General features: G+C 63.4%; 21 protein-coding genes. 15 read left to right on the top strand and 6 right to left on the bottom strand.

The window, feature by feature from the left end; genetic code table 11:
* Positions 1-12: 12 nt before the first annotated feature.
* Complete coding sequence (locus NKH22_RS13220) at positions 13-1161, bottom strand: Gfo/Idh/MocA family protein (protein WP_023754006.1); 1149 nt, start codon at positions 1159-1161, stop codon at positions 13-15.
* A 255-nt stretch (positions 1162-1416) separates the two neighbouring features.
* Positions 1417-2178 (bottom strand): DeoR/GlpR family DNA-binding transcription regulator, encoded by a 762-nt coding sequence (locus tag NKH22_RS13215; protein ID WP_023682641.1) that lies wholly within the window; start codon positions 2176-2178, stop codon positions 1417-1419.
* A gap of 162 nt (positions 2179-2340) precedes the next feature.
* On the opposite strand from NKH22_RS13215, the gene NKH22_RS13210 reads away from it, so the two are divergent.
* The 9 genes from NKH22_RS13210 to NKH22_RS13170 all read left to right on the top strand — a co-directional run bounded on the left by NKH22_RS13210 (position 2341) and on the right by NKH22_RS13170 (position 11194).
* Positions 2341-3141, top strand: coding sequence for a beta/alpha barrel domain-containing protein (locus NKH22_RS13210; protein ID WP_023667906.1), 801 nt, complete (start codon positions 2341-2343; stop codon positions 3139-3141).
* A 3-nt stretch (positions 3142-3144) separates the two neighbouring features.
* Positions 3145-4095, top strand: a complete 951-nt coding sequence (locus NKH22_RS13205; RefSeq protein ID WP_023820945.1) for a PfkB family carbohydrate kinase — start codon at positions 3145-3147, stop codon at positions 4093-4095.
* Positions 4096-4184: 89 nt separating this feature from the next.
* Positions 4185-5330 carry an ABC transporter ATP-binding protein gene (locus NKH22_RS13200; RefSeq protein WP_023686996.1) on the top strand — a complete coding sequence of 382 codons (1146 nt, stop codon included), beginning with the start codon at positions 4185-4187 and terminating at the stop codon, positions 5328-5330.
* 115 nt (positions 5331-5445) lie between these two features.
* A complete protein-coding gene (locus NKH22_RS13195; protein WP_023820943.1) occupies positions 5446-6693 on the top strand; it encodes an ABC transporter substrate-binding protein in 1248 nt (415 codons plus the stop codon).
* 139 nt (positions 6694-6832) lie between these two features.
* Positions 6833-7729 carry a carbohydrate ABC transporter permease gene (locus NKH22_RS13190; RefSeq protein WP_352803449.1) on the top strand — a complete coding sequence of 299 codons (897 nt, stop codon included), beginning with the start codon at positions 6833-6835 and terminating at the stop codon, positions 7727-7729.
* Between the two features lie 4 nt (positions 7730-7733).
* On the top strand, positions 7734-8576 hold the full coding sequence (locus NKH22_RS13185) for a carbohydrate ABC transporter permease (protein ID WP_023745614.1): 843 nt from the start codon (positions 7734-7736) through the stop codon (positions 8574-8576).
* Positions 8577-8614: 38 nt separating this feature from the next.
* A complete protein-coding gene (locus tag NKH22_RS13180) occupies positions 8615-9436 on the top strand; it encodes a sugar phosphate isomerase/epimerase family protein (protein WP_023804407.1) in 822 nt (273 codons plus the stop codon).
* Between the two features lie 4 nt (positions 9437-9440).
* Positions 9441-10166, top strand: coding sequence for a ribulose-phosphate 3-epimerase (locus NKH22_RS13175; RefSeq protein WP_023714874.1), 726 nt, complete (start codon positions 9441-9443; stop codon positions 10164-10166).
* A complete protein-coding gene (locus NKH22_RS13170) occupies positions 10166-11194 on the top strand; it encodes an ROK family protein (protein ID WP_023820941.1) in 1029 nt (342 codons plus the stop codon). Before NKH22_RS13175 ends, NKH22_RS13170 begins: the two co-directional genes overlap by 1 nt.
* Before the next feature lie 77 nt (positions 11195-11271).
* On the opposite strand, the gene frp is transcribed toward NKH22_RS13170, so the two are convergent.
* The 3 genes from frp to NKH22_RS13155 all read right to left on the bottom strand — a co-directional run bounded on the left by frp (position 11272) and on the right by NKH22_RS13155 (position 12948).
* Positions 11272-11589, bottom strand: coding sequence for a fluorescence recovery protein (gene frp / locus NKH22_RS13165; RefSeq protein ID WP_023820940.1), 318 nt, complete (start codon positions 11587-11589; stop codon positions 11272-11274).
* A 75-nt stretch (positions 11590-11664) separates the two neighbouring features.
* The gene (locus NKH22_RS13160; protein WP_023729215.1) at positions 11665-11940 is read right to left on the bottom strand and encodes a hypothetical protein; all 276 of its coding nucleotides are present in this window, start codon (positions 11938-11940) and stop codon (positions 11665-11667) included.
* 96 nt (positions 11941-12036) lie between these two features.
* Entirely contained in the window at positions 12037-12948 is a 912-nt protein-coding gene (locus NKH22_RS13155; RefSeq protein WP_023818559.1) for a LysR family transcriptional regulator, read from the bottom strand.
* Positions 12949-13050: 102 nt separating this feature from the next.
* On the opposite strand from NKH22_RS13155, the gene NKH22_RS13150 reads away from it, so the two are divergent.
* The 3 genes from NKH22_RS13150 to NKH22_RS13140 all read left to right on the top strand — a co-directional run bounded on the left by NKH22_RS13150 (position 13051) and on the right by NKH22_RS13140 (position 15245).
* Positions 13051-13689 (top strand): DsbA family protein, encoded by a 639-nt coding sequence (locus tag NKH22_RS13150; RefSeq protein WP_023820939.1) that lies wholly within the window; start codon positions 13051-13053, stop codon positions 13687-13689.
* A 52-nt stretch (positions 13690-13741) separates the two neighbouring features.
* On the top strand, positions 13742-14350 hold the full coding sequence (locus NKH22_RS13145) for an NAD(P)-dependent oxidoreductase (protein WP_023667893.1): 609 nt from the start codon (positions 13742-13744) through the stop codon (positions 14348-14350).
* Between the two features lie 163 nt (positions 14351-14513).
* On the top strand, positions 14514-15245 hold the full coding sequence (locus NKH22_RS13140) for an SDR family oxidoreductase (protein ID WP_352909727.1): 732 nt from the start codon (positions 14514-14516) through the stop codon (positions 15243-15245).
* Here the strand turns inward: NKH22_RS13140 and NKH22_RS13135 are convergent.
* Entirely contained in the window at positions 15196-16128 is a 933-nt protein-coding gene (locus NKH22_RS13135; RefSeq protein WP_352909724.1) for a LysR family transcriptional regulator, read from the bottom strand. The genes NKH22_RS13140 and NKH22_RS13135 overlap by 50 nt on opposite strands.
* Positions 16129-16392: 264 nt before the next feature.
* Here NKH22_RS13135 and NKH22_RS13130 point away from each other — a divergent pair, with 264 nt between their 5' ends.
* From NKH22_RS13130 to NKH22_RS13120, 3 genes are all read left to right on the top strand, one after another.
* The gene (locus NKH22_RS13130) at positions 16393-17307 is read left to right on the top strand and encodes a dihydrodipicolinate synthase family protein (protein WP_023820936.1); all 915 of its coding nucleotides are present in this window, start codon (positions 16393-16395) and stop codon (positions 17305-17307) included.
* Between the two features lie 243 nt (positions 17308-17550).
* Positions 17551-19407 (top strand): ABC transporter ATP-binding protein, encoded by a 1857-nt coding sequence (locus tag NKH22_RS13125; RefSeq protein WP_023820935.1) that lies wholly within the window; start codon positions 17551-17553, stop codon positions 19405-19407.
* Positions 19407-21293 (top strand): ABC transporter ATP-binding protein, encoded by a 1887-nt coding sequence (locus tag NKH22_RS13120; RefSeq protein WP_031197907.1) that lies wholly within the window; start codon positions 19407-19409, stop codon positions 21291-21293. The genes NKH22_RS13125 and NKH22_RS13120 overlap by 1 nt, the downstream gene beginning before the upstream one ends.
* Positions 21294-21444 lie beyond the last annotated feature (151 nt).

The raw sequence follows: 21444 nt of genomic DNA, 5'->3' as shown, positions 1-21444 counted from the left end.
ACGAATCTCCCGTCAGGCAAGCAGGGTTGCGGCTTCGTCTTCGCCAAGCAGCGGCGGCTGGTCGACCGTGCCGTTGACGGCAACCGAGCCACGGCTTTCGCCCGAAGCCAGGATCGCCTCCATGATCTCAAGCACATGCAGCGCCAGCTCACCGGAGGCGCGCGGCTTTCTGCCCGTGGCTAGCGCGCGCGCCAGATCGGCGACGCCGAGCATGCGGTAATTGGCGCGGTCGGGCGCCGCATAGGGCCAGTTGCGGGCGCCGTAGAGTTCGCTCTCGCTGGCGAAATCGGCCCAGTCGGCGCCACGTTCCGACAGCGAGACCGTGCCGCCGAACGTGTCGGGATCGGGCAGCCTGAGCGAGCCTTCGGTCCCGTGCAGTTCGATCGGATGGTTGGAGTGTTTGAACACATCCCATGAGGCGCCGAAGGTGACGGTGGCGCCCGAGCGGAATTCGAGCAGCGACATTATGTTGGTCGGCGTGCCGACCTTGAATGTCGTGTTCTTGAACGGCCCGTCGGCCGTGATCAGCCTCTCCTCCTGGCCGCGCGTCGCCATCGCCATGACGCGCTCGACCGGCCCGAGCAGATTGACCAGCACGGTCAGGTAATAGGGACCCATGTCGAACACCGGACCGCCGCCGGGCTGATAATAGAATTGCGGATTGGGATGCCAATGCTCCATGCCGCGCCCCATCATGAAAGCGGTGCCGGTCACCGGCTTGCCGATGGCGCCGGCATCCATCAGCCGGCGCGCGCGGCGGCCGGCTGCACCCAGGAATGTGTCCGGCGCCGAGCCGATCAGCAGGCCGCGCTTGGCCGCCTCGGCGACAAGCCGGCGGCCGTCGGCGGCAGAGGTTGCCAGCGGCTTTTCGGTGAAGACATGCTTGCCCGCCGAGAGCGCTGACAACGAAATGTCGAAATGCGCCGCCGGGATGGTCAGGTTCAGCACGAGGTCGATGTCGGGGTCGGCGAGCAGCGTGTCGACGCCAATCGCTCGGATGCCGTATTCGCTGGCGCGCAGCTCGGCCATGTCAGCGGAAATGTCGGCGCAGGCGCGTAGCTCGACACCACCGAAGAGAGCTGCATTGCGCAGATAGGTCATCGAGATGTTGCCGCAGCCGATGACACCGATGCCGAGCTTTGTCTCTGACTTTCCGTGCATTTCCAGCTTTCCTCCGAAGCCAAGGGCATGCTGCACGAACCGTTGCAGTTCCCACGCCCCCCCGCAATCCGCTATACAGGATTTTAAATGTTGACGCGCGTAAGATTTTTATAGAGCTTATGATAATTCTGGCGCGCATTGGGAGGCCGCCAGCGCGAGGAGGAGAACATGACCGGCATGAAAAACGGCCGACGGCCGCTGCGAAGCCCGTGGGTCATGCGCGTCTTCCGTCGCGCATCAGAGACCGGGACGGCTTCAGGCATAGATCACCTTGGCCCCGACCCTATCAAGCTCACCGCGTATTGGACCGGGCAGGCCATCGTCGGTGATCACCACATCGACGGCCGACAGCGAAAATGCCTTGGACGTCCCGCTGACGCCCCATTTGCTCGAATCGGCGAGCAAGACAACGCGCCGGGCCATGCGAACGAGGTTTCGCTTCGTCCGCGCCATGTCTTCGTTCACGTCGACCACATCCAGTGACGAGTCTATCGCATGCGCCCCAACAAAGACCTGGTGCGCTACCAGGCCGCCGAGAGCCGTATCGGCATCGGTGATCAGCGTGCTCACCGTGTCGGGATAGACCCGGCCGCCGATCATATGAACGTCGAGCCCGGGACGGTGCATAAGATGCTGCACGATATTCATGGCCGTGGCCGCGACCACGACATTGCTGAGCGGCGGTAACTGCATGGCAAGCTGCATCAAGGTCGAGCCACCGTCGAAGATGACCGATTGGTTGTCCTCGAACAGGTCCAGCGCCGCCCGGGCGATGCGCTTCTTTGCGTCGAGGTTCGTTTGCATCCGGCGGGCGAACGCGGCCGTCGTCGAATCGGTAGTCCGGGTCACCGCTCCTCCACGGGTCTTGGTCAGCAGTCCCTTGCGGTCCAGTATTTCGAGGTCGGAGCGCACCGTGACCTCCGACACGCCAAACCCGTCCGACAGGTCCTTGATGCGAACCTGTCCGCTGCGTTGCACCTCGCCCAGGATCGATTGGCGTCTCTGCTCCGACAACATTGCCCGGCCCTTGCCTGCCTGCGCCGAGCAATCGCGCCGGCCTCGGCTCACCTTACCGGAAATATGCAGATTCGAAAGCTTTCGAAAGATTGTTTTTCCTTTTTCTTTCGGAAACACTGGATTGAGCTTTTTTAAATCAACCGATCAGGGAATTTTGGACTCATGAGCCTAGGAACCAAGGTGCGTCTCGCGCGCCTCTTCTCGCATCCATCGGGGAACCTTTTTGGCGGCGCGGTCGACCACTTCGTCGGCTATGGCGACGTGCGCAAAGGCGGCCTTGCCGACCTGCCGGGTGCGCTCGCACGCGTCATGGCGGGCAAACCCGACTACGTCAGCATCCAGCCTGGCACCGCGCGCCATCTGTGGCCGCAATATGCGGGCAAAGCTTCCCTGGTGATTCAGGCGGGCTGCTTCACTGCGGACGATCGCATCAGCGAGTTGATCGCGACGCCCGAGGATGCGGTGCGGGCGGGCGCCGATGCGTTGGCCGTGGCCATTCCGGTGCGCGGCGCGACGGAGGGCAAATACATACGCTGGCTGACCGATTCGGTGAATGCAGCAGCCCGCTACGGCATGCCCGTGGTGGCGCATATCTACCCTCGCGACTTCACCGATGGGGCAAAAATCGTCTTCACCCCCGACGAGATCGCCTACGCGGCGCGCATCGGCTACGAGTCCGGCGTCGACGTGATCAAGATCGGCTACACCGGGGATTTCGAGTCATTCAAAGAGACCGTCCGGACCTGCCCGGTGCCGGTTGTCATCGCGGGGGGGCCAAAGACCGATACGCTGCTCGGCGCGCTTCAGCAGACGGCGGACGCCATCCGTGCCGGCGCGCGCGGCGCCGTGGTAGGCCGCAATCTCTGGGGGCACGGCGATCCGGAGAAGGCAGCGCTTGCCTTTCGCGGCGTCATCCATGACGGCCTTTCGGCGCAAGACGCCTTGGCGAAGGCGGGCGCCTGAACGATGCCCACCATCCCCGCCACCCTCGGCTTCGGCGCTATTGCGATAGACGACATCGTCTACGTCGATCAGCCATTGTCGGCGGGCAAGGGTAAGGTTCTGCAAAGTACCCGCGCTTTCGGGGGAAATGTCGCGACGGCGCTTGCCGCCGTCGCGCGGCTCGGCGGAACCGCCGGTTTCGTCGGATGGCTGGCCAGTGCCGCGGACGACGCCGTTCTGCTCGATCTCGTGGCGAGCGGTATCGAAACCGCATTCGCGCCGCGCCATCCCGACGCGCGCCCGGTGCACTCGCGGATCACCGTCGGCTCGGATGGGGAACGGTTCATCGCGTATGACGACGATGCGATGCTGGGCACCGCTCCGGACTTTCCGGACGATATCCTCAGCCGCGCGACCGTCCTGATCGTCGATAGCTATGCGACCGGGTCGCTGGATGTCGTGGCTCGGGCTCGCGATCTCGGCCTTGCGATCCTGGGCGACATCGAATGGAGCAGCGGTCCCGCCACGGAACGGCTGATCGCGCTCTGCGACCATCTCATTCTTCCACTTAGCTTTGCACGGACTGCCACGGGGCGCCGATCGCCTGCCGAGATGCTCGATGCCTTGTGGTTGCCATCGCGATCCGCCGTGGTTCTGACCGATGGAGGCAGGGGTGTGTACTATCGCGGCCGTGAAGAGACAGGTCTCTGGCACCTGCCCCCGCACCGGGTTGCGGTCGTCGACTCCACGGGCGCGGGTGACTGCTTTCATGGCGCCTATGCCCATGCGTTGACGCGCGGAGCCGACACCGCGGGCCGGATCGCATTCGCGGCCGCGGCGGCGGCCGTTTCGATAACGGGGCGTGGCGGGCGCGAGGCGCTTCCGACCGAGGACCAGGTCACGCAACTCCTGGCATCGGCGAACGCGCCGTCAGCAGTCGACCTGAAAAATGCGCATGTGGATGCTGGAGCATGACCTGAAACGATCCGACGAAACATTTCGCAGGCGAACACAAGCCCAGGAGAATCATAAAAATCAGGGCTTATACTTGTGGAGGGAGGAATATGGCAGAAGTCATTCTTGAGAAGATCTGCAAAACCTACGGGAACAGTTTTCGCGCAATCGACCAGTTGAACCTGTCGGTCAAGGACGGCGAGTTCTTGATCCTCGTCGGGCCTTCCGGCTGCGGCAAATCCACGGCGTTGCGAATGATCGCGGGGTTGGAAGACATCACCAGCGGCAGCCTTCGGATCGGCGGGGTCGACGTCGTCGACATGCCGCCCAAGGACCGCGACATCGCGATGGTGTTCCAGAGCTACGCGCTCTACCCGCATATGACGGTATCCGAAAACATCGCCTTTTCGATGCGGCTGGCAGGCAAGCCGAAGGCCGAGCGCAAGAAGCGCGTGGACGAGATCGCCAAAACTCTTCAGCTGACGTCTTTGCTGGACAGCAAACCCGCGAACCTGTCAGGCGGGCAGCGTCAACGGGTTGCCATGGGCCGCGCCATGGTGCGCGAGCCGGCCGCCTTTCTCATGGACGAGCCGCTTTCCAATCTGGATGCGAAACTGCGTGTGCAAATGCGCGCCGAAATCACCAGCCTGCAAAAGCAGCTCGGCGTCACGACCATTTACGTGACCCACGATCAGATCGAAGCGATGACGATGGGCGACAGAGTCGCGGTGTTGAAAGGCGGTGTGCTGCAGCAGGTCGACACACCCAAGAGGCTCTATGAATCGCCGGTTAACGCCTTCGTTGCCGGCTTCATCGGCTCTCCTTCGATGAACCTTTTCGAGGCGACCCTGAAGGGCGGCGAGCTCGCTTTTCGCGACTTCGCCGTCCGGCTGCAGGATGCAGCCTTCGTGCGCAGGCCGGCCTTGAGGTCGTATGCGGGGCGCAAGGTCGTGTTCGGGATCAGACCGGAGGATCTTTATGACAGCAGCCTTGAATCCGGTCGCAAGTATCAGACGATACCGGCCAGGGTGACCTCGATCGAGGAACTCGGCTCCGAACAGATCGTCCACATGAACATCGACGCGGTCCGGGTGGACTCCGGCGATCCGGATGCGGTGGACGATTTCGGCCTGGCGTCGAACGCGGTGGCGAGGTTCGAGCCGATCAGCGCCGTCCGCTCCGGCTCGGAAATCCGGTTGGCCGTGGATGATGCCAAGTTCCATTTCTTCGATCCCGAAACGCATCTGGCGATCTGAAGATCTGCGGAAGACCGCGGGCGGGAGCGAGGTGCCTGCGGAAGATACAAGAAGGCTTCTGAATGAACAGACGATCGTCCGCATTGTGCGGCCGACCTTGAAGAAGGAGGAGAAAATGATGTTTCGGATACGACCCGCGATGCTGAAAATAGCCGCGGCCGCATGGTTGCTTGGTGCAACCGGCGCCATGGCGGACACGACGCTGGAATTCACCCAATGGTGGGAGCCCGAATTGCCGGCGGGATCGCTCAGGGCAATCATGAACGACTTCGAGGCTGCAAACCCCGGCATCAAGGTGACGCTGGTCAGCGGTCCCTATGCGACTACGCGAGACCAGATCTCGGTCGGCGCCGCAACCGGAACGCTCAGCGACGTCGTCGGTCTCGACGGCGCCTGGGTGAACAATCTGAACGCGCAGGGTGCGCTGGCCGACATGAACCCGATGATGGATGCGAGCGGGTTTGACAAGACCCAGGTCGCGGATATCATCAAGGTGGACGGCAAGGCGGTGATGTTTCCCGTGGCTTCGTTCGTCTATCCGGTCTTCGTCAATCTGGACCTCGCCGCCCAGGCAGGCGTCACCAAGCTGCCGTCGACCCGCGCGGAGTTTCTCGAAGCCGCCAAGAAGATGACCCATGCCGACAAGAACCAGTATGGCTGGGTGCTGCCCCTGTCGCTGCAAACGCCGTCCGGTGTCCAGAACGACCTGATGTCGTGGGTCTGGGCCTCGGGTCAATCGATGATGGTTGAAGGCAAGCCGGCTCTCGAGGGCAAGCCGGTCGTCGATATGCTCACTTTCGTCAAATCGCTGAACGACGCCGGCGTCATCTCGCCCGGCATTGCCACCAAGACCGAGCAGGAAAAGGTCGAGGAATTCGTCAACGATCGGGTCGGAATGATGATCGACTCGCTCGCGCATGTGAATCTCATCCGCAAACGCAATCCCAAGCTGAACTTCGACCTCATCCCGGTCCCGGTCGTGGCGGACTACAACGGCAAGCGCGGCCTTCCCTATGCCTCCTGGGGCATCGGCATCTCCGCCGCCTCGAAACATCAGGATGAAGCCTGGAAGCTCGTCCAATATCTGATGAGTGAAAAGGTGAATGCCAAGCTCGTGTCGCTTGCAAACGCTTTCCCGGGCAACGTCAACGCCAAGCCCGATTTCGTGACCTCGGACAAGGCTTTCGCCAAGGCTTTCGAAATCTTCAAGACCGGCTATCTCGCCAACGAGTTCACGGGGCTGCCGGTGGCCGAAGACCTGATGACCAAGTTCGATGTGGAAGCCCAGAAGATGCTCGCCGGCGAGCAGTCTCCGGAACAAGCCGCAGCCAACGCTCAAAAGGGCTGGGTGGAGAAATTCTGAGCTGCCTGTTCCCGTTTGCTATCTTCCGCCGGGTGGCCCGGCCTCGGCCAGGCCACCCGTCAACAACGGATCGGCAATTTGAGATGGACCTGTTTGCGAAGCGCACCTTCCTCTTGAAGGCATACCCCAGGGGTGGCACATGACCGGGCAGAAGCGCTCCCACGATCGACTGAAACGAGCGGTCGCACCCTATCTCTATCTGTCACCCTCGCTCCTCATAATCGGCCTTCTGATGCTGCTGCCGATGGTGACGGTGATTGGCTATTCGTTCCAGAACAGCGCGGTGCTGCGTCGCGACCCGTCCTTTGCCGGATTGAAACACTACCAGGCGATCTTTGCCGATCCGGTGTTCTGGGCCTCGCTGTGGCACACGCTCTACTTCACCTGCATGAGTGTCGTCTTCCATATGACCATCGGCATGCTCTTCGCACTCATGCTGAACAGCGACCGCATCAATCCGACGCTGCGCAACATCCTGCGCGTGCTGTACATACTGCCCTGGCTGTTCACCGCGGTGATTATCGCGGTGATCTGGCGCCTTCTGCTTGAGCCGAATGGTGTCGTGAACAGTGTTCTCATGCAGATCGGCATCATCGGTTCCAAGGTCGAGTGGTTTTCCTCGCCCGCGACCGCGCTGCACGCCGTCACCTTCGCCAATATCTGGGCGGGCTACCCGCTTTTCATGGTCAGCCTGCTCGCAGGCTTGCAGGGCATTCCCAAGGATTTCTACGAGGCCGCCGATATCGACGGCGCGAAGGCCTACCAGAAGCTGATCTTCATCACCATTCCGCAGCTGATGCCGATCATCATCAGCATCTCGCTGCTCGACTTCATCTGGACCATGCAGGTCTTTCCATTGATCTGGATAACGACGGGTGGCGGTCCGATCTACTCGACCGAGGTCCTCAGCACCTACACGTACAAGCTGGCGTTTTCGAGCTACAACCTGTCGCAGGCCTCGGCGAGCGCCGTGGTCATCCTGCTGATCTCTCTCGGCCTGACGCTGTTCTACATCCGCTATCAAAAGGCTCGGTAGTCACATGAGGAAAAGACACACACCGAAAGACAGGCTGATCACCGCCGCGCTCCATGTCGCGCTTGCCGCAGGCCTCTTGTTCGCGGCCTTCCCGATCTACTGGATGCTGAGCAGCTCGTTCAAGTCGAATACCGAAATCTTCGCCCTGCCGCCAACCGTCCTGCCGAAGGCCTTCACGCTGGAAGCGTATGCGGCCATCCTTGGTGATCCGGTAAAGCTGCGCTTCTTCTTCAACAGCTACTTCGTCGCCGGAGCGGTGACCGTGCTGACGGTGCTGATCGCCTTGCTGGCGGCCTATGGGTTCAGCCGTTTCAATTTCCGCGGCAAGGGCAGCCTCAACACTCTCATCATCAGCACGCAGACGATCCCGCCGATCACGCTTTTGATCCCCTTCTTCGGGCTTGTCGTCTCGTATGGCATCTTCGACACCTATGTCGCGCTGATCCTGACCTATCTGGTGTTTACGCTGCCCTATGCGATCCTGCTGATGACGGGATATCTGAACACCTTGCCCCGCGACCTCGATGAAGCGGTGGCTGTCGACGGCGGCACCAGTTGGACCGCACTGTGGCGGGTGATCGTCCCGATTTCACTGCCTGGTATCGTGGCGACGTCGGTCTACACCTTCCTGTTGTGCTGGAACGAATTTCTCTTTGCGCTGACACTGACGAAGTCGACGTCCATGCGCACCGTCCCGATCGGCATCCAGTTGTTGATGGGGCAACACGCCTTCGAATGGAACCAGATGATGGCGATGAGCGTGCTCGGCTCGCTGCCGCTCCTGGTCATCTACCTGGTTGCCCAGAGGTTCTTCCTCGCCGGCATGACCGCGGGCTCGGTCAAGTAGGGTATCCCTCCAACGGAGGTGGATCAAGGAATGAAAGGATGACCGTGAAAGACCTGAAAGTCGGCTGCCAGACCTTTACCTGGGAAATGCTCGGGGACCGCTTCGCCGGCGGCCCGGACGATCTGCTCAAGGCGATCGCCGATGGCGGCTATGCCGGCATCGAGATTACCGACACGATGATCGGCCGCTATGCCGGCAAGCCAAAGGAGTTCGCGGCCGCGCTGAAATCATCCGGGCTGACGCTCGTCTCCTTCGCCTTCGGCTCCAAGAGCGGTTTCACGCTCAGGGATGAGATCGGCGCCGATCTCGAGACCGCCAAACGCTGGATCGACTTCGCCGCCGCCTTTCCCGGCGCGCTGGTGTCGATGGGCTCGGCCACGATCGTTTCCGACGGGCCGCGCGACGACAAGTTTGCCATCGCCGCCGAGGTCTACAACAAAGCCGGCGAGCTCGGGCGCGAGGCCGGCGTCCAGGTCGCGGTGCATCCAAGCTCGCATCACAACACGCTGCTGTTCGACCGCGCCGACTACGACCGCATCTTCGGGCTGCTCGACGCCTCGCTGGTGGGCTGGGTGCCCGACACCGGCCACATCTTGCGCGGTGGCCAGGACATGGCGGATACGCTCACCACTTATCGCGACCGCATCCGCTATGTGCATCTGAAGGATGTTGACGCGAATGGAACCTGGGCGATGCTCGGCAAGGGCGTCTGTGACACGGCCAAAGTGATCGAGATCGCTGGTGCTGCACCCAATTTCAACGGCTGGCTGGTGCTGGAGGAAGAATCCGAAACGGCCGCCGCCGACCCTGCTGGCGCCGTCAAAACCAACCGCCAGACAATGCGCGGCTACGGAGCCTGAGACGATGACGACGAACAAGCCCCTGTCCGGCCCCGCCGCGATCGCTGCCCTGCCGCGCAACCGGCTGATCGGCGAGTTCTCGCTGTGGTCGGCCGACCTCGCCAACATGGAGCGCGATTTGAAGCGCATCGAGACCCATGCCGATGTCCATCATATCGACGTCGCCGACGCCCGCTTCACCCCTGGCTTCCTGTTCTTCCCGGACCTGGTGGCGCGCATCGCCAAGCTCACCGCGAAGCCGATCCATGTCCATTTGATGGTCGAAGCCGAGATCGTCGAAGAACAGACGCGCCAGTTCATCGAGGCCGGCGCCGACCTGATCAGCGTGCACGCCGAAAACGGCGAGACCGGCCTGCGCGCCGTGAAACTGGCGCATGAACTCGGGGCCGAGGCCGGCGTGGTACTGCGGCTGGAAACACCGGTCGCGGCCGTCACGCCCTTCCTGGCGGAAGTGGCGTTCGTGACGCTGCTCGGCACCTCCATCGGCGTCAAGGGCCAGAGCCTGTCGGAGCAGGCGTGTCCGCGCCTGATCGAGGCGCGCGCGCTGATGCGCAAAGCCGGCCGCGAGGCCGACATCGTGCTCGCCGCCGATGGCGGCATCCGCCACGAGACCGTGCCGCTGCTGCGCGCCGCAGGTGCGGAAACCGTGGTGCTGGGCTCGCTGGCCTTCGGCGATCCCGACCTTGCCCGGCGCATGGCCTGGCTGCACGGGCTGGAGGTCGCCGCCTGATGACCAAGCTTGCGCTGGCCTTCGATCTCGGCGGCACGGCGCTGCGCGGTGCGCTGGTCGAAAGCGATGGCCGCATCGTCGCTCATGCTTCAGCGCCGACGCTTGCCGGTGCGGGATCGGAGGCGGTGATCGGCCAGATCGTCGCTCTGGCAGGCACGCTGCTTAGGGAACACCCGCAGGCAAACGTCGCCGGCATCGGCGTCGGCGCGCCGGGACCGCTCGACCCCAAGGCGGGCATCGTGATCGCGCCGCCGACGCTGGCCGGCTGGCACGACGTGCCGCTGATCGACATTCTGGGGCAGCATTTCGGCCTGCCGGTGCGGCTGGAAAACGACGCCAATGCGGCGGCGCTCGGCGAATGGCGTTTTGGCGCCGGACGCGGCAGCGGATCGCTGGTGTTCGTGACCGTATCGACCGGCATTGGCGGCGGCGTCGTCGCCGATGGCCACATCTATCACGGCAGGCGCGGACTGGCGGCTGAGATCGGCCACATGACCATCACCGGCGAAGGCGACCGCTGCTTCTGCGGCGCCATCGGCTGCTTCGAGGCTGTCGCATCGGGAACCGCGCTTGGCCGCCGCGCGACGCGATTGACCGCGCCCGGCGACGGCTCGCTCTTACGACGGCTGTCAAATGACGGTGACGTCTCGGCCAGGCATGTCGTAGAGGCTGCCAAGGCCGGCGACGCCAACGCTCTCGACCTGATCGAGGCGGAAGCAAAATGGCTGGGCATCGGCTTCACCAATCTCTTGCATCTCTATTCGCCCGATCTGATTGTCATGGGTGGCGGCCTTTCCAACGGGTTCGACCTTCTGGCACCGTCGATCAGAGCGGTCATCCAGCAGCGGGCGATGCCGGCCTATCGCGACGTGCCGATCGTGCAGGCTGAACTCGGCGACCGCGCCGGGCTGATCGGCGCCGCCAGCCTGATCCTGTGGGAAGGCGAACCGGGTGCGCCGCTGGCGATGGCGCAGGACGACAAGGACAGAGGCGGGACCGCCGATGCCACGGAGGCACGCCACGGCTGAACTCGAGCTGCGCGGCGCGCGCGAAGATGGTGAATGGTCCAGTTTGAATGCAGCGCCAAGGTCCCCGAAGAGGACCCCTACCCTTCGCGATTCCAGCTGGCGTATTTTCGGATCGTTTGCCGCTTGTCTTCCGACAAGCCAACAAGGAGATTCTCCTCGAGATAGCCTTGCCGGATGAGATTGGCGAAGACCTGTATTAGCTGTGAATAGTCGATCTTCCGTCGCTGCTGCCGCAGAAAGTCTTCGACATCCCATATTTCGGAAGGCGTTGCCGCAACGTGGGCCCTGCTCTTGAGTTCAGCCAACGTCTTGTCGAGCGCCACCTTCAGCGCTGCGTCATAGGCAGTGCGGGCGACTTTCTTTTCGGACGGAGACCATTTCTCACCAGCGGTCATCGACTGTCTCTATCGTGTTCGCGGCGGCCGTCATCCGGTAACCCTGGGACGCAGGACCCCGCCTTTGGGACCAATCTATTTTCCGCAATGGTGATCGTTGACCTTGTTCAGCGCATTCGCGTCCGGCCCGACCCGGTCGTAAGAGCACGGGCCGGCCGCCGTGGTGATCAGCATTTTGTCATAGTAGCGCGGGCCGCCGAACAGGGCGTAGATGAGGTCGCGATGGGCGGGGACGTAGCGTTCGGGTTCTGGCTGACGATGGCGATGCTTGTCCTTGGCGACAGCCGCTGTGGACAGGCTGCAGCCGACAGCGAGAGCGAGCATGCAGGTCGCAAAGATCTTGGTGGTCATCGGCAGTACCCCTTCTGACGGTTCGGAATCGCAGCATATCCAAAAGCGCCTGCCGAACAAAGGTTCCCTCGCCGGCATTGCCGGCCGGTGCCGAAATCAGCCCGCACTGCGCGCGCGCCGCCGTTCGGCTGCAACCAGGAGGTCGACGAAAGCGCGCACCTTGGCCGGCCTGAAGCGCGCCGGCGGGAAGACGGCATGGATGCCACCGGACGGCAAGGTCCAGTCCGCGAACACCCGCACCAGCCGGCCGCGCGCAATGTCGTCGGCGACACTGTAATCCGGAAAGATGCCGAGGCCGATGCCGGCCAGCACGCAGGACAGCACGCCTGGTGTCTTGTCGCAGCTGACGACGGGGTTGAGTTCGGCCAGCACCGTTTCCGTGCCCCTCGAGAACAGCCATTGGCCGACCCCGCGCAACTGGGCGTTGCCGACCCAGGGCAGCGACTTCGCCTGCCTGGGGCTGGCTTCCCCAGGCAGCCTGGCGGCCAGTTCCGGGCTGGCGACGACGAATTGCTGCAGGCTGCCCAGCCGCCGTGCCAGATTGCTGGAATCGGCAAGCCAGCCGACGCGGATGCCGAGATCGATCTGCTCGTCGACCAGGTTGCTGACCGCATCGTCGAAGATCGTCTCGACCCGCATTTTCGGATATTTTCTGAGATAGGCGGCGATGGTCGGCGCCACGACCTTCTCGCCATAGTCGAGCGGCGCCGTCAGCCGCAGCGTCCCCGTCGGCTGCGCCGCGCGCTGCGAAATGTCGCCATAGGCTGCCTCCGCCTCGCGCAGGATGATCGCGGTCCGGTCATAGAACAGACGACCCTCTTCGGTCGCCGTCACGCGCCGGGTCGTGCGCCGCAACAGCGTAGCGCCAAGCTCTTCTTCGAGCTTGCCGACCTGATGGCTGACCACAGCCTTGGCAACATCGAGACGGTCGGCAGCGGCCGTGAACGAGCCGGTCTCCACCACGGTGGCGAAGTAAACGAGCCGGTTGAGATTGAGGAGTTCGGTCACAGGCCGCTCATTGTCTGATTTTATCAGACAGTTTGTATGATTGATCGCTATTTTTCGCAAGCGGTCCAGCTGTCATCTATCGGGCAACAGAATGAGGCCGCCATGACCAATGCAACCCTAACCTATCTTTTCGACCCGCTCTGCGGCTGGTGCTATGGCGCCACGCCGATGCTGGATCGACTGGCCGCCGGCGGGACCGCGCTCCAACTGCTGCCGGTGGGGCTTTTCTCCGGTGCCGGCGCGCGGCCGCTGGATGCAGGTTTTGCCGCCCACGCCTGGGACAATGACCAGCGCATCGCGCGGCTGAGCGGACAGCGCTTCAGCCAGGCCTATCTCGACAATGTGCTCAATGTCAGCGGCACCTTGCTCGATTCTTCCGCTGCCACCATGGGCATCAACGCCGCCGGGCTGGACGACTGGCGCCAGGAACTTGCGGCACTGAAGGCGATCCAGCATGCCCGCTATGTCGACGGTCGCGATATTGTGACGGTTGACGGCGTCGCCTCGGTACTGACCGACGCCGGCATGAGCGACGCGGCAAAGCTCTTGAAGGCGCCGACGCAGCCGTTTCTGGCGAAGCATGACGACCTGGTCAGCCGCGGGCGGATGTTGTTCCAACGGCTGCATGCCAATGGCGTTCCCGCGCTGGCGGTGATCGGCCAAACGGCGCCGCGCCTGATCGGCGCCAACGCGCTGTTCGGCAGCTACGACAATCTCGTCGCTCACATCGAGGCGGCGTAGTCCCAGAAATTCTCCCCAGACGAAATTCTCCCCAGACGAAAGGAAAATCCCCATGAAAATCGCACTTATCGGCGCGTCCGGCCAGGTCGGCTCCCGCCTGCTTAAGGAACTCTCCGATCGCGGGCACAGCATCACCGCCATTGCCCGGCATCCAGACAAGATCGCGGCACTTCCGGGCGTGACTGCCAAGAAGGGCGACGTCTTCGACAAGGATGGCCTTGCCGCCCTGATCAAGGGTCATGACGCGGTGATCTCCTCGGTGCATTTCCTCGACAGCGATCCCGATACGCTCATCGCAGCCGTGCGTGCTTCCGGCGTCAAACGCTACCTCGTCGTCGGCGGCGCCGGCAGCCTTGAGGTTGCGCCCGGCAAGCGCCTGGTCGACACGCCGACCTTCCCTGATATCTACAAGGCCGAGGCACAGAAGGGCGCCGACTTCCTCGACACGCTGCGGACGGTCGACGATCTCGACTGGACCTTGCTGTCGCCTTCGGCGCTGTTCGTCGCCGGCGAGCGGACCGGCAAATACCGCATCGGCAAGGACACGCTGCTGACGTCCGACAAGGGCAGCAGCATTTCCTTCGAGGACTATGCCATCGTCATGGCCGACGAGATCGAAAAGCCGGCGCATATCAAGCAGCGCTTCACGGTCGGCTACTGAGCGCACTTCATTGACAGGCGGGCACTCGACGGAGCGGCCCGCGTCCGTTGCTATCGACGATAGTGCCATCGGAGCCGCCGATGGCACTATCGCTTTCTTCCGTTTCCACTCCTGCCGCCGGTCTGCGACTCTCGCCGGAGCGGTTCAGGACAGGAACGGAAACATGGCAGACATCGCAAAATCGAAAATCGCTATCATTGGCGGCAGCTCCGGAATGGGGCTGGCGTTGGCAAGGCGGTGCCTGGACTCAGACGCCGAAGTCATCATCGTCGGCCGCAGTGAAGCCAGGCTCAAGCGTGCCGGCGAGGCGCTGCAGAACCCTTCCGCTTTGAGCGCCGTCGCGGCCGATATCGCCAGGGAGGATCAGGTCGCTGACCTGTTCAAGCGAATTGGCCGGCTCGACCATATCGTCAGCACCGCCGCCGACATCGAAGGCGCCTATGAGCTATTGCCTTCAGTCGACCTGAATGCGGCGCAGCGGGTCGTCGAAAGCAAATTTTACGGGCCGCTGCTGCTCGCCAAATATGGCGCGCCGCAGCTTTCGGCTAACGGTTCCATCACCTTCACCTCAGGCATCGCCGCCTATCGACCTGCCGCGCGCGGCTCCGTCGTCGCTGCCGTCAACGCTGCGCTGGAAGGGTTGGTGCGGGCGCTGGCGGTCGAACTGGCGCCGATCCGCGTCAACGCCGTCTCGCCGGGCTGGGTCGACACGCCGATCTGGAGTTTTGTGGCCGGCGACAAGAAGCACGAGACGCTCGATGCAATGGCCAGGCGCCTGCCGGTCGGCCGCGTCGGGCAACCGGACGACATTGCCGATGCTATCGCCTTCCTGATGAGCAACGGTTTTACGACAGGGACGGTTCTGCATGTCGAGGGCGGTCACCGGCTGATCTGAGCGCAGCCAAATTCCTGGCCGCGGCAGCCAGCAGCAGTTTCAGCGCCGGCGGTTGCACCCGCCGGCGGCGCCAGATCATGACCAGCGACGCCGTGCGGGCCGAACCCGGCCATGGCAATTCGACGATCTCGCCGCGATCGAGCGCGTCGGCAACGGCCAGCCGCGGCACCAGGCCCATGCCGACACCAGTCGCCACCAAGCCCGCAATGGCGCCGATGCTGCCCGCTTCGGCGGCAAGTTCTGGCGCTGCCATCTCGGCAAAGGCAGTGTCGAACAGATGCCGGTAGACGCATCCGGTTTCCGTCACCACGAAACGCATCGCGGCGAGCGCGGCCAGGTCGTTCTGTCGCGATGCGGCCGCATCTTCGGGCGAGGCGACAAGGACCAGCGGCTCGGCCGATATCGTGCGCCTGGCCAAGCGTTCGTCCAGACCGCTCTTGTCGAAACAGAAGGCGACGTCGATCTCGCTCTCTTCGAGCTGGCGCAGCAGGGCGTCGCTGCCGGCGATTTTCAGCCGCAGACCGATCTCCGGGTGGTCGCCTCGAAAGGCCGCCAGCCATTGCGGAAGTTTGACAGTGGCAATCGTCTCCAGCGCGCCGACCGTAACCGTTCCGGCGGTCATTCCCGTCGTTGCCTCGACGGCAATACGCGCCTCCTCCGCCAGTTGCAGAATCTCTTCCGCATAGGGTTTCAGCGCGTCGCCGGCCGTCGTCAGGTCGAGGCCGTGGCGCGAGCGGATGAAGAGGACGACACCAAGTTCGCTTTCCAGCGACTGGATCTGGTCGCTGACGCTCGACTGCGCCAGATGAACCTCCCGCGCTGCGCGGGTGATGTTGCGGTGCCGCGCCACGGCGAGGAAGGTCTTGAGCAATCGTGGGTGCATGCCGTTTCCGGATCTGTCTCTGTTCGACATTTCGGGCTTGGCTGGTCCATTTGCAACCCTGGTCCATTTGCAACCCCGGTCCATTTGCAACCCATTGACGCCGGCGTCATCTGGTTGCGGCAGACCGAAGGTCCAGAATTTCGCGGCAATGACCCGCAAGTTTTCCCACGGCCGGCGCGGTGGCCCAAGAGATCGCCTCTGGCAGATCGCATCGTACGTATGCTCTATGCCAAGCTGATTTCCAGCACCGATGGAAGGACCGACATGACCCGCCCGCAAGGAACCATCGCCCCGATCCTGACACCGTTCGAAAATGACGGCCGGATTGCTCGTGACTTGTGGATCTCACACGCCAAATGGGTGCTGGGCCAGGGCGCGCATTTCCTGTCGCCGTTCGGCACCACGGGCGAGGCACTGTCGCTCTCGCTCAATGAGCGCATGCAGGCGCTGGAATGGCTGATCGAGGCCGGCATTTCGCCGGCGCGCATGATGCCCGGCACCGGCGTCACCGCACTCCCCGAAACCGTCGAACTTTCGAAGCACGCGGTCGGCCTCGGCTGCGCCGGCGTGATGGTGCTGCCATCATTCTTCTACACGGCCGCCGGGGATGAAGGCCAGGCGCGCTACTACAGCGAGCTGATCGAACGGGTGGCCAACCCGGCGCCGAAGATGATTCTCTACCACATCCCGCAGAACTCCGGCGTGCCGGTAAGCCCTGCCCTGACCGCCCGGTTGAGCGCGGCGTTTCCAGAGACGGTCGTCGCCTACAAGGATAGCGCCGGCGACTGGAACAACACGGCGGCGGTGATTGCCGCCGCACCCGACGTCGCGGTGTTTCCCAGCTCGGAGGCGCAACTGACCAAGGGGCTCGCCAGTGGTGCTGCGGGCTGTATCTCCGCGACCGTCAATCTCAACGCTGCGGCCATCCGCGCCCTCTACGACGCGACGATCGCTGGCCAAGACGTCACGGAACCGGACGCCGCGATCAGGGCGTTCCGCAAGGTGATCCAGGATGCCGGCCTGATCCCGGCGATGAAGGCAGTGCTGGCGGTGCGCTCCGGCGACAAACGCTGGCTGAACCTGCGCGCCCCGCACCAGAATGCAACGCTGGAAAGCGGCAAGGCGCTGCTCACGGCGCTCGGTCCCGCAGCCGATCATATTGGCCGAGGTCACGCATGATGGCGGTTGGCGCAACCCGCATGCTCGCATCTTTTCAATCGGCCTAAAGTGACGAGCCTGCCGCCTCTAACGCCGACACGGGCTTAAGCGGTCGCGGACGATCAGCCCCTTTCAGGCACAGTGCGATGCCGCCATTGGCCCTTGAGCGGTCAAAATGGAGGCGTACCATCGCGGCATCTGAAACTGAGTCTTCTTCATTCGTCTGGGCTAATGTCCGGACCGGATTGGATATTTTCCTTGGTAATGGATGCAACCCGCGGCGCGGCGAAGCGCGGCAAATCGTTTGCCCATGTGGCGGAGGCGTCCTGGGGCAAGGGCCTCAGCACGCTGCTGCGCATCGTGCGCATGACGTTGCGCCATCCCTGGCAGGTTGCGATCACCATCGCCTCGACCTTCATCGCCGCGACGCTGCAGCTGTTCATCCCGCGCCTGCTGGGCCACGCCATCGACCAGGCGCAAGGCGTGATGCAAGCAAGCGGCGGTGCGGCGGCGGAGCAGGCGCTGTGGACGACGGCGATCACCTTGCTCGTCGTCAGCATTCTGCGCGGCCTCTTCACCATGGCGCAGAATTATTATGGCGAGGCCGTTGGCCACCGCACCGGCTATGAGCTGCGCCTGGCCTTCTACGAGAAGATCCAGCGGCTGAGCTTCTCCTTCCATGACCGGGTGCATACCGGCGACCTGATTACGCTTGGCCTGCTCGACCTCGACGGCGTGCGCATGTTCTTTTCCACCGGCATATTGCGCGTGGTGCTGCTCGGCGTGCTGATCGGCGTCGGCTCCTATCTCCTGATCAGCACCGATCTCGAGCTCGGGCTGCTCAGTCTCAGTTTCGTGCCGTTCGTCGCCTGGCGCTCCTCGGTCACACAGCTCAGGCTGCGCAGCACCTGGCTGACGCTGCAGGAGCGGCTGTCGGTGCTGAGCCGGGTGATGGACGAGAACCTCGGCGGCATCCGCGTCGTGCGCGCCTTTGCGGCGCAGCGGCATGAGCTGGAAAAATTCGACCGCGCCAAGAAGTCGGCGCTGGAGCTTGCCGACCAGCGCGTCGACATCCGCGTCTCTAACACCAGCGCCATGAATTTTTCCTTCCTGGCGGCCATGGGCCTGGTGTTGTGGTTCGGTGGCCAGAAGGTGATGGCGGGCCAGATCAGCGTCGGCACGCTGGCGCAGTTCCTCACCTTCATGACCATCCTGCAAATGCCGGTGCGCCAGCTCGGGCTGATGGTCAACTCGTTCGCCCGCGCCTCGACCTGCGGCACAAGGCTGTTCGAACTGCTTGACACCGAACTCGACATTCAGGATGCGCCCGATGCCAAGGATCTCGTGGTGACCGAAGGCGTGCTGCGCTTCGACAATGTCGGCTTCCGCTACGCGGGCGCCGGCGGCCGGCCGGCACTGTCGGGCATTTCCTTCGAGGCCCGGTCCGGCGAGACGGTCGGCATTGTCGGCCCGCCGGGCAGCGGCAAGTCGACCATCGCGCATCTGATCCCGCGCTTCTACGATGTGACGTCAGGCGCGATCACCATCGACGGGCAGGATATACGCGAGGTCACGCTGCAATCGTTGCGCAAGGCGGTCGGCGTCGTGCAGCAGGACGCCTTCCTGTTCACCACCTCGATCGAAAACAACATCGCCTATGGCAATCCGTGGGCGCGCGAGACCCGCATCGGGCAGGCGGCTGAATACGCCCAGCTGCACAATTACATCATCGGGCTTCCGGCCGGCTACACCACGGTCGTGGGCGAGCGCGGCTCATCGCTTTCCGGCGGCCAGCGGCAGCGCCTGACCATCGCCCGCACGCTGATGCTGCGGCCTTCGGTGCTGGTCTTCGACGATTCCACCGCGGCTGTCGACGCCGGCACCGAGCAGCGAATCCGCACCGCGATGAAGCGCTTCGCCAAGGACCGCGTGACGCTGATCATCTCGCACCGGCTGAGCTCGCTGATGCATGCCGACCAGATCCTGTTCGTCGAGAACGGCCGCATCGCCGAGCGCGGCACGCACCAGGAATTGCTGGCGCTGGGTGGACGCTACCGCGCGCTTTACGACCTGCAGCTGCGGCCGGACGACGATTTGCCGGTGGCGGTAGGAGCCGCATAATGTCGACACCGGATCACGACGAAAAAGAAGACACCAGCCGGCGGCCCACCAGGGCCGTCGTCGGTTCGCACCGCGACGAGGAAGAGGTCTTCGGCAAGGTCTACGATCCGCGCATCGTGCGCCGCATCTGGAGCTTCGTGAGACCGTATCAGGGCCGGATCTTCATCTCGGTCGCCGCCGTTTTGGTGTTCACTCTGACGCAATTGGCGATCCCGCTGGTCATCCGTTACGCCATCGACCACGGCATGGCGGCGGGCAAGGCCGACAGCTCCGTCATGAACTGGGCGATCGGTGCCTTCGCCCTGATCATCCTGATCAACTATGCCGCCAGCTATATCCAGGAAAGCGTCGTCGGCAAGGTGGCCGAGAATGTGCTGTCGGATTTGCGCCGCGCCATGTTCAGCCATCTGCAGCGTGTGTCGCTGAGCTTCATGGACAAGACCGAGGTGGGACGGCTGATGTCGCGCCTGCAGGGCGACGTCAATTCGATGCAGGAATTCCTTGAGACGTCGGTGATGTCGGTGGGCGACATCGTGCTTCTGTTCGGCATCGTCAGCGTGCTTTTGTGGCTCGATTTCCGGCTCGGTCTGCTGACGCTATCGACCATGCCGGCGTTGTTCATCGTGCGCCTGTTCTGGCTGCCGCGCGCCAAGGTCGCCTTCATGGCCGCGCATGAGACCAACTCGATCGCCAATGGCGCGCTGGCGGAAGGCATCCATGGCGTGCGCACTGTGCAGAGTCTCGAACGCCAGCACGTCAATTTCGACCTCTATGACGAGAAGGTGCTGGCCAATCTCAGGGCTCACCTGACCTCGGCCAAATATGCGCAGGTGATGGTGCCGATCGTCGACACGCTGACCGGCATTGCGATGGCGACGGTCATCGTCGTCGGCGGTTCGATGGTGCTGTCGCACAGCCTCGACATCGGCGTCATGGTGGCGTTCCTGTTCTACATCCAGCGCTTCTTCGACCCGATCCGCTCGCTCACCATGCAGTACTCGGTCATGCAGCGTGCCATGGCGTCGGGCCAGCGAATTTCCGAAGTGCTCGACGTGCCGGTGGATGTCAGCGACAGACAAGGCGCGGTGGCGCTGACGCGCGACATGGACGGTTCGGTCGAGTTCAGGAACGTCACCTTCGGCTACCGGCAGAACCAGCCGGTGCTGAAAAACATCTCCTTCCGCGTCAATCCGGGCGAGACGGTTGCGCTTGTCGGCCCGACCGGTTCGGGCAAGTCGAGCTGCATGGCGCTGGTGCACCGCTTCTATGATGTCTGGTCGGGCGAGGTGCGGGTCGGCGGCCACGACGTGCGCGACGTGACGCAGGATTCGCTCGGCGACCAGGTGGCGATGGTGTTGCAGGAGCCATTCCTGTTTTCCGGCACGGTGCTGGAGAACATCCGCTACCACAAGACATCGGCTACCCGCGAAGAGGTTGTGCGCGCCGCGCAAGCCGTTGGCGCGCACGACTTCATCGAGCATTTGCCTGACGGCTACGACACCGAGCTCGAACAGCGCGGCGGCAATCTGTCCCTCGGCCAGCGCCAGCTGATCAGCTTTGCACGCGCACTGGTGGCGGATGCGAAAATCCTGGTGCTGGACGAGGCGACGGCGAGCATCGATTCCTACACCGAGATGCTGATCCAGAAGGCACTGGTCACGCTGCTGGAAGGCCGCACCGGGCTGGTCATCGCGCACCGGCTGGCGACCATACGCGGCGCCGACCGCATCATCGTCTTACAGAACGGCGAGATCGTCGAGAGCGGAAATCACGAGCAGCTGATGGCGGCCAAGGGCCTCTATGCCAGGCTCTACAACATGAACTACGCATCGTTCGACGATATTGCCGAGGAAGACATAGGCGCGCCGGCCGGCAAGGCGACGTGAGCTGCTGCCGGTTCAGCTCGACTGGAAATGGTGCGGGGCCAAAACTCGTCGTCGACCAATTCGGCTTCAGATGACGACACCTTTCAGCTCGCCTTCCAGCGTAAGCCCGGCGTCACGCCTGCCGCGCGTTCAGGTGGAGGAGCGGCCGGCC

It is taken from the genome of Mesorhizobium sp. M1252, assembly GCF_040318265.1.
In the GTDB taxonomy this organism is placed as follows: domain Bacteria; phylum Pseudomonadota; class Alphaproteobacteria; order Rhizobiales; family Rhizobiaceae; genus Mesorhizobium.
Note: the sequence above shows the minus strand (reverse complement) of the source record. Positions and strands in the feature narration are given on the sequence as shown.

Bases quoted from the DNA above. Each gene is read 5' to 3' on its own strand.
- NKH22_RS13220 (WP_023754006.1), bottom strand. From the start codon at position 1,161: ATGCACGGAAAGTCAGAGACAAAGCTCGGCATCGGTGTCATCGGCTGC.
- NKH22_RS13215 (WP_023682641.1), bottom strand. From the start codon at position 2,178: ATGTTGTCGGAGCAGAGACGCCAATCGATCCTGGGCGAGGTGCAACGC.
- NKH22_RS13210 (WP_023667906.1), top strand. From the start codon at position 2,341: ATGAGCCTAGGAACCAAGGTGCGTCTCGCGCGCCTCTTCTCGCATCCA.
- NKH22_RS13205 (WP_023820945.1), top strand. From the start codon at position 3,145: ATGCCCACCATCCCCGCCACCCTCGGCTTCGGCGCTATTGCGATAGAC.
- NKH22_RS13200 (WP_023686996.1), top strand. From the start codon at position 4,185: ATGGCAGAAGTCATTCTTGAGAAGATCTGCAAAACCTACGGGAACAGT.
- NKH22_RS13195 (WP_023820943.1), top strand. From the start codon at position 5,446: ATGATGTTTCGGATACGACCCGCGATGCTGAAAATAGCCGCGGCCGCA.
- NKH22_RS13190 (WP_352803449.1), top strand. From the start codon at position 6,833: ATGACCGGGCAGAAGCGCTCCCACGATCGACTGAAACGAGCGGTCGCA.
- NKH22_RS13185 (WP_023745614.1), top strand. From the start codon at position 7,734: ATGAGGAAAAGACACACACCGAAAGACAGGCTGATCACCGCCGCGCTC.
- NKH22_RS13180 (WP_023804407.1), top strand. From the start codon at position 8,615: ATGACCGTGAAAGACCTGAAAGTCGGCTGCCAGACCTTTACCTGGGAA.
- NKH22_RS13175 (WP_023714874.1), top strand. From the start codon at position 9,441: ATGACGACGAACAAGCCCCTGTCCGGCCCCGCCGCGATCGCTGCCCTG.
- NKH22_RS13170 (WP_023820941.1), top strand. From the start codon at position 10,166: ATGACCAAGCTTGCGCTGGCCTTCGATCTCGGCGGCACGGCGCTGCGC.
- frp (WP_023820940.1), bottom strand. From the start codon at position 11,589: ATGACCGCTGGTGAGAAATGGTCTCCGTCCGAAAAGAAAGTCGCCCGC.
- NKH22_RS13160 (WP_023729215.1), bottom strand. From the start codon at position 11,940: ATGACCACCAAGATCTTTGCGACCTGCATGCTCGCTCTCGCTGTCGGC.
- NKH22_RS13150 (WP_023820939.1), top strand. From the start codon at position 13,051: ATGACCAATGCAACCCTAACCTATCTTTTCGACCCGCTCTGCGGCTGG.
- NKH22_RS13145 (WP_023667893.1), top strand. From the start codon at position 13,742: ATGAAAATCGCACTTATCGGCGCGTCCGGCCAGGTCGGCTCCCGCCTG.
- NKH22_RS13140 (WP_352909727.1), top strand. From the start codon at position 14,514: ATGGCAGACATCGCAAAATCGAAAATCGCTATCATTGGCGGCAGCTCC.
- NKH22_RS13135 (WP_352909724.1), bottom strand. From the start codon at position 16,128: ATGCACCCACGATTGCTCAAGACCTTCCTCGCCGTGGCGCGGCACCGC.
- NKH22_RS13130 (WP_023820936.1), top strand. From the start codon at position 16,393: ATGACCCGCCCGCAAGGAACCATCGCCCCGATCCTGACACCGTTCGAA.
- NKH22_RS13125 (WP_023820935.1), top strand. From the start codon at position 17,551: ATGGATGCAACCCGCGGCGCGGCGAAGCGCGGCAAATCGTTTGCCCAT.
- NKH22_RS13120 (WP_031197907.1), top strand. From the start codon at position 19,407: ATGTCGACACCGGATCACGACGAAAAAGAAGACACCAGCCGGCGGCCC.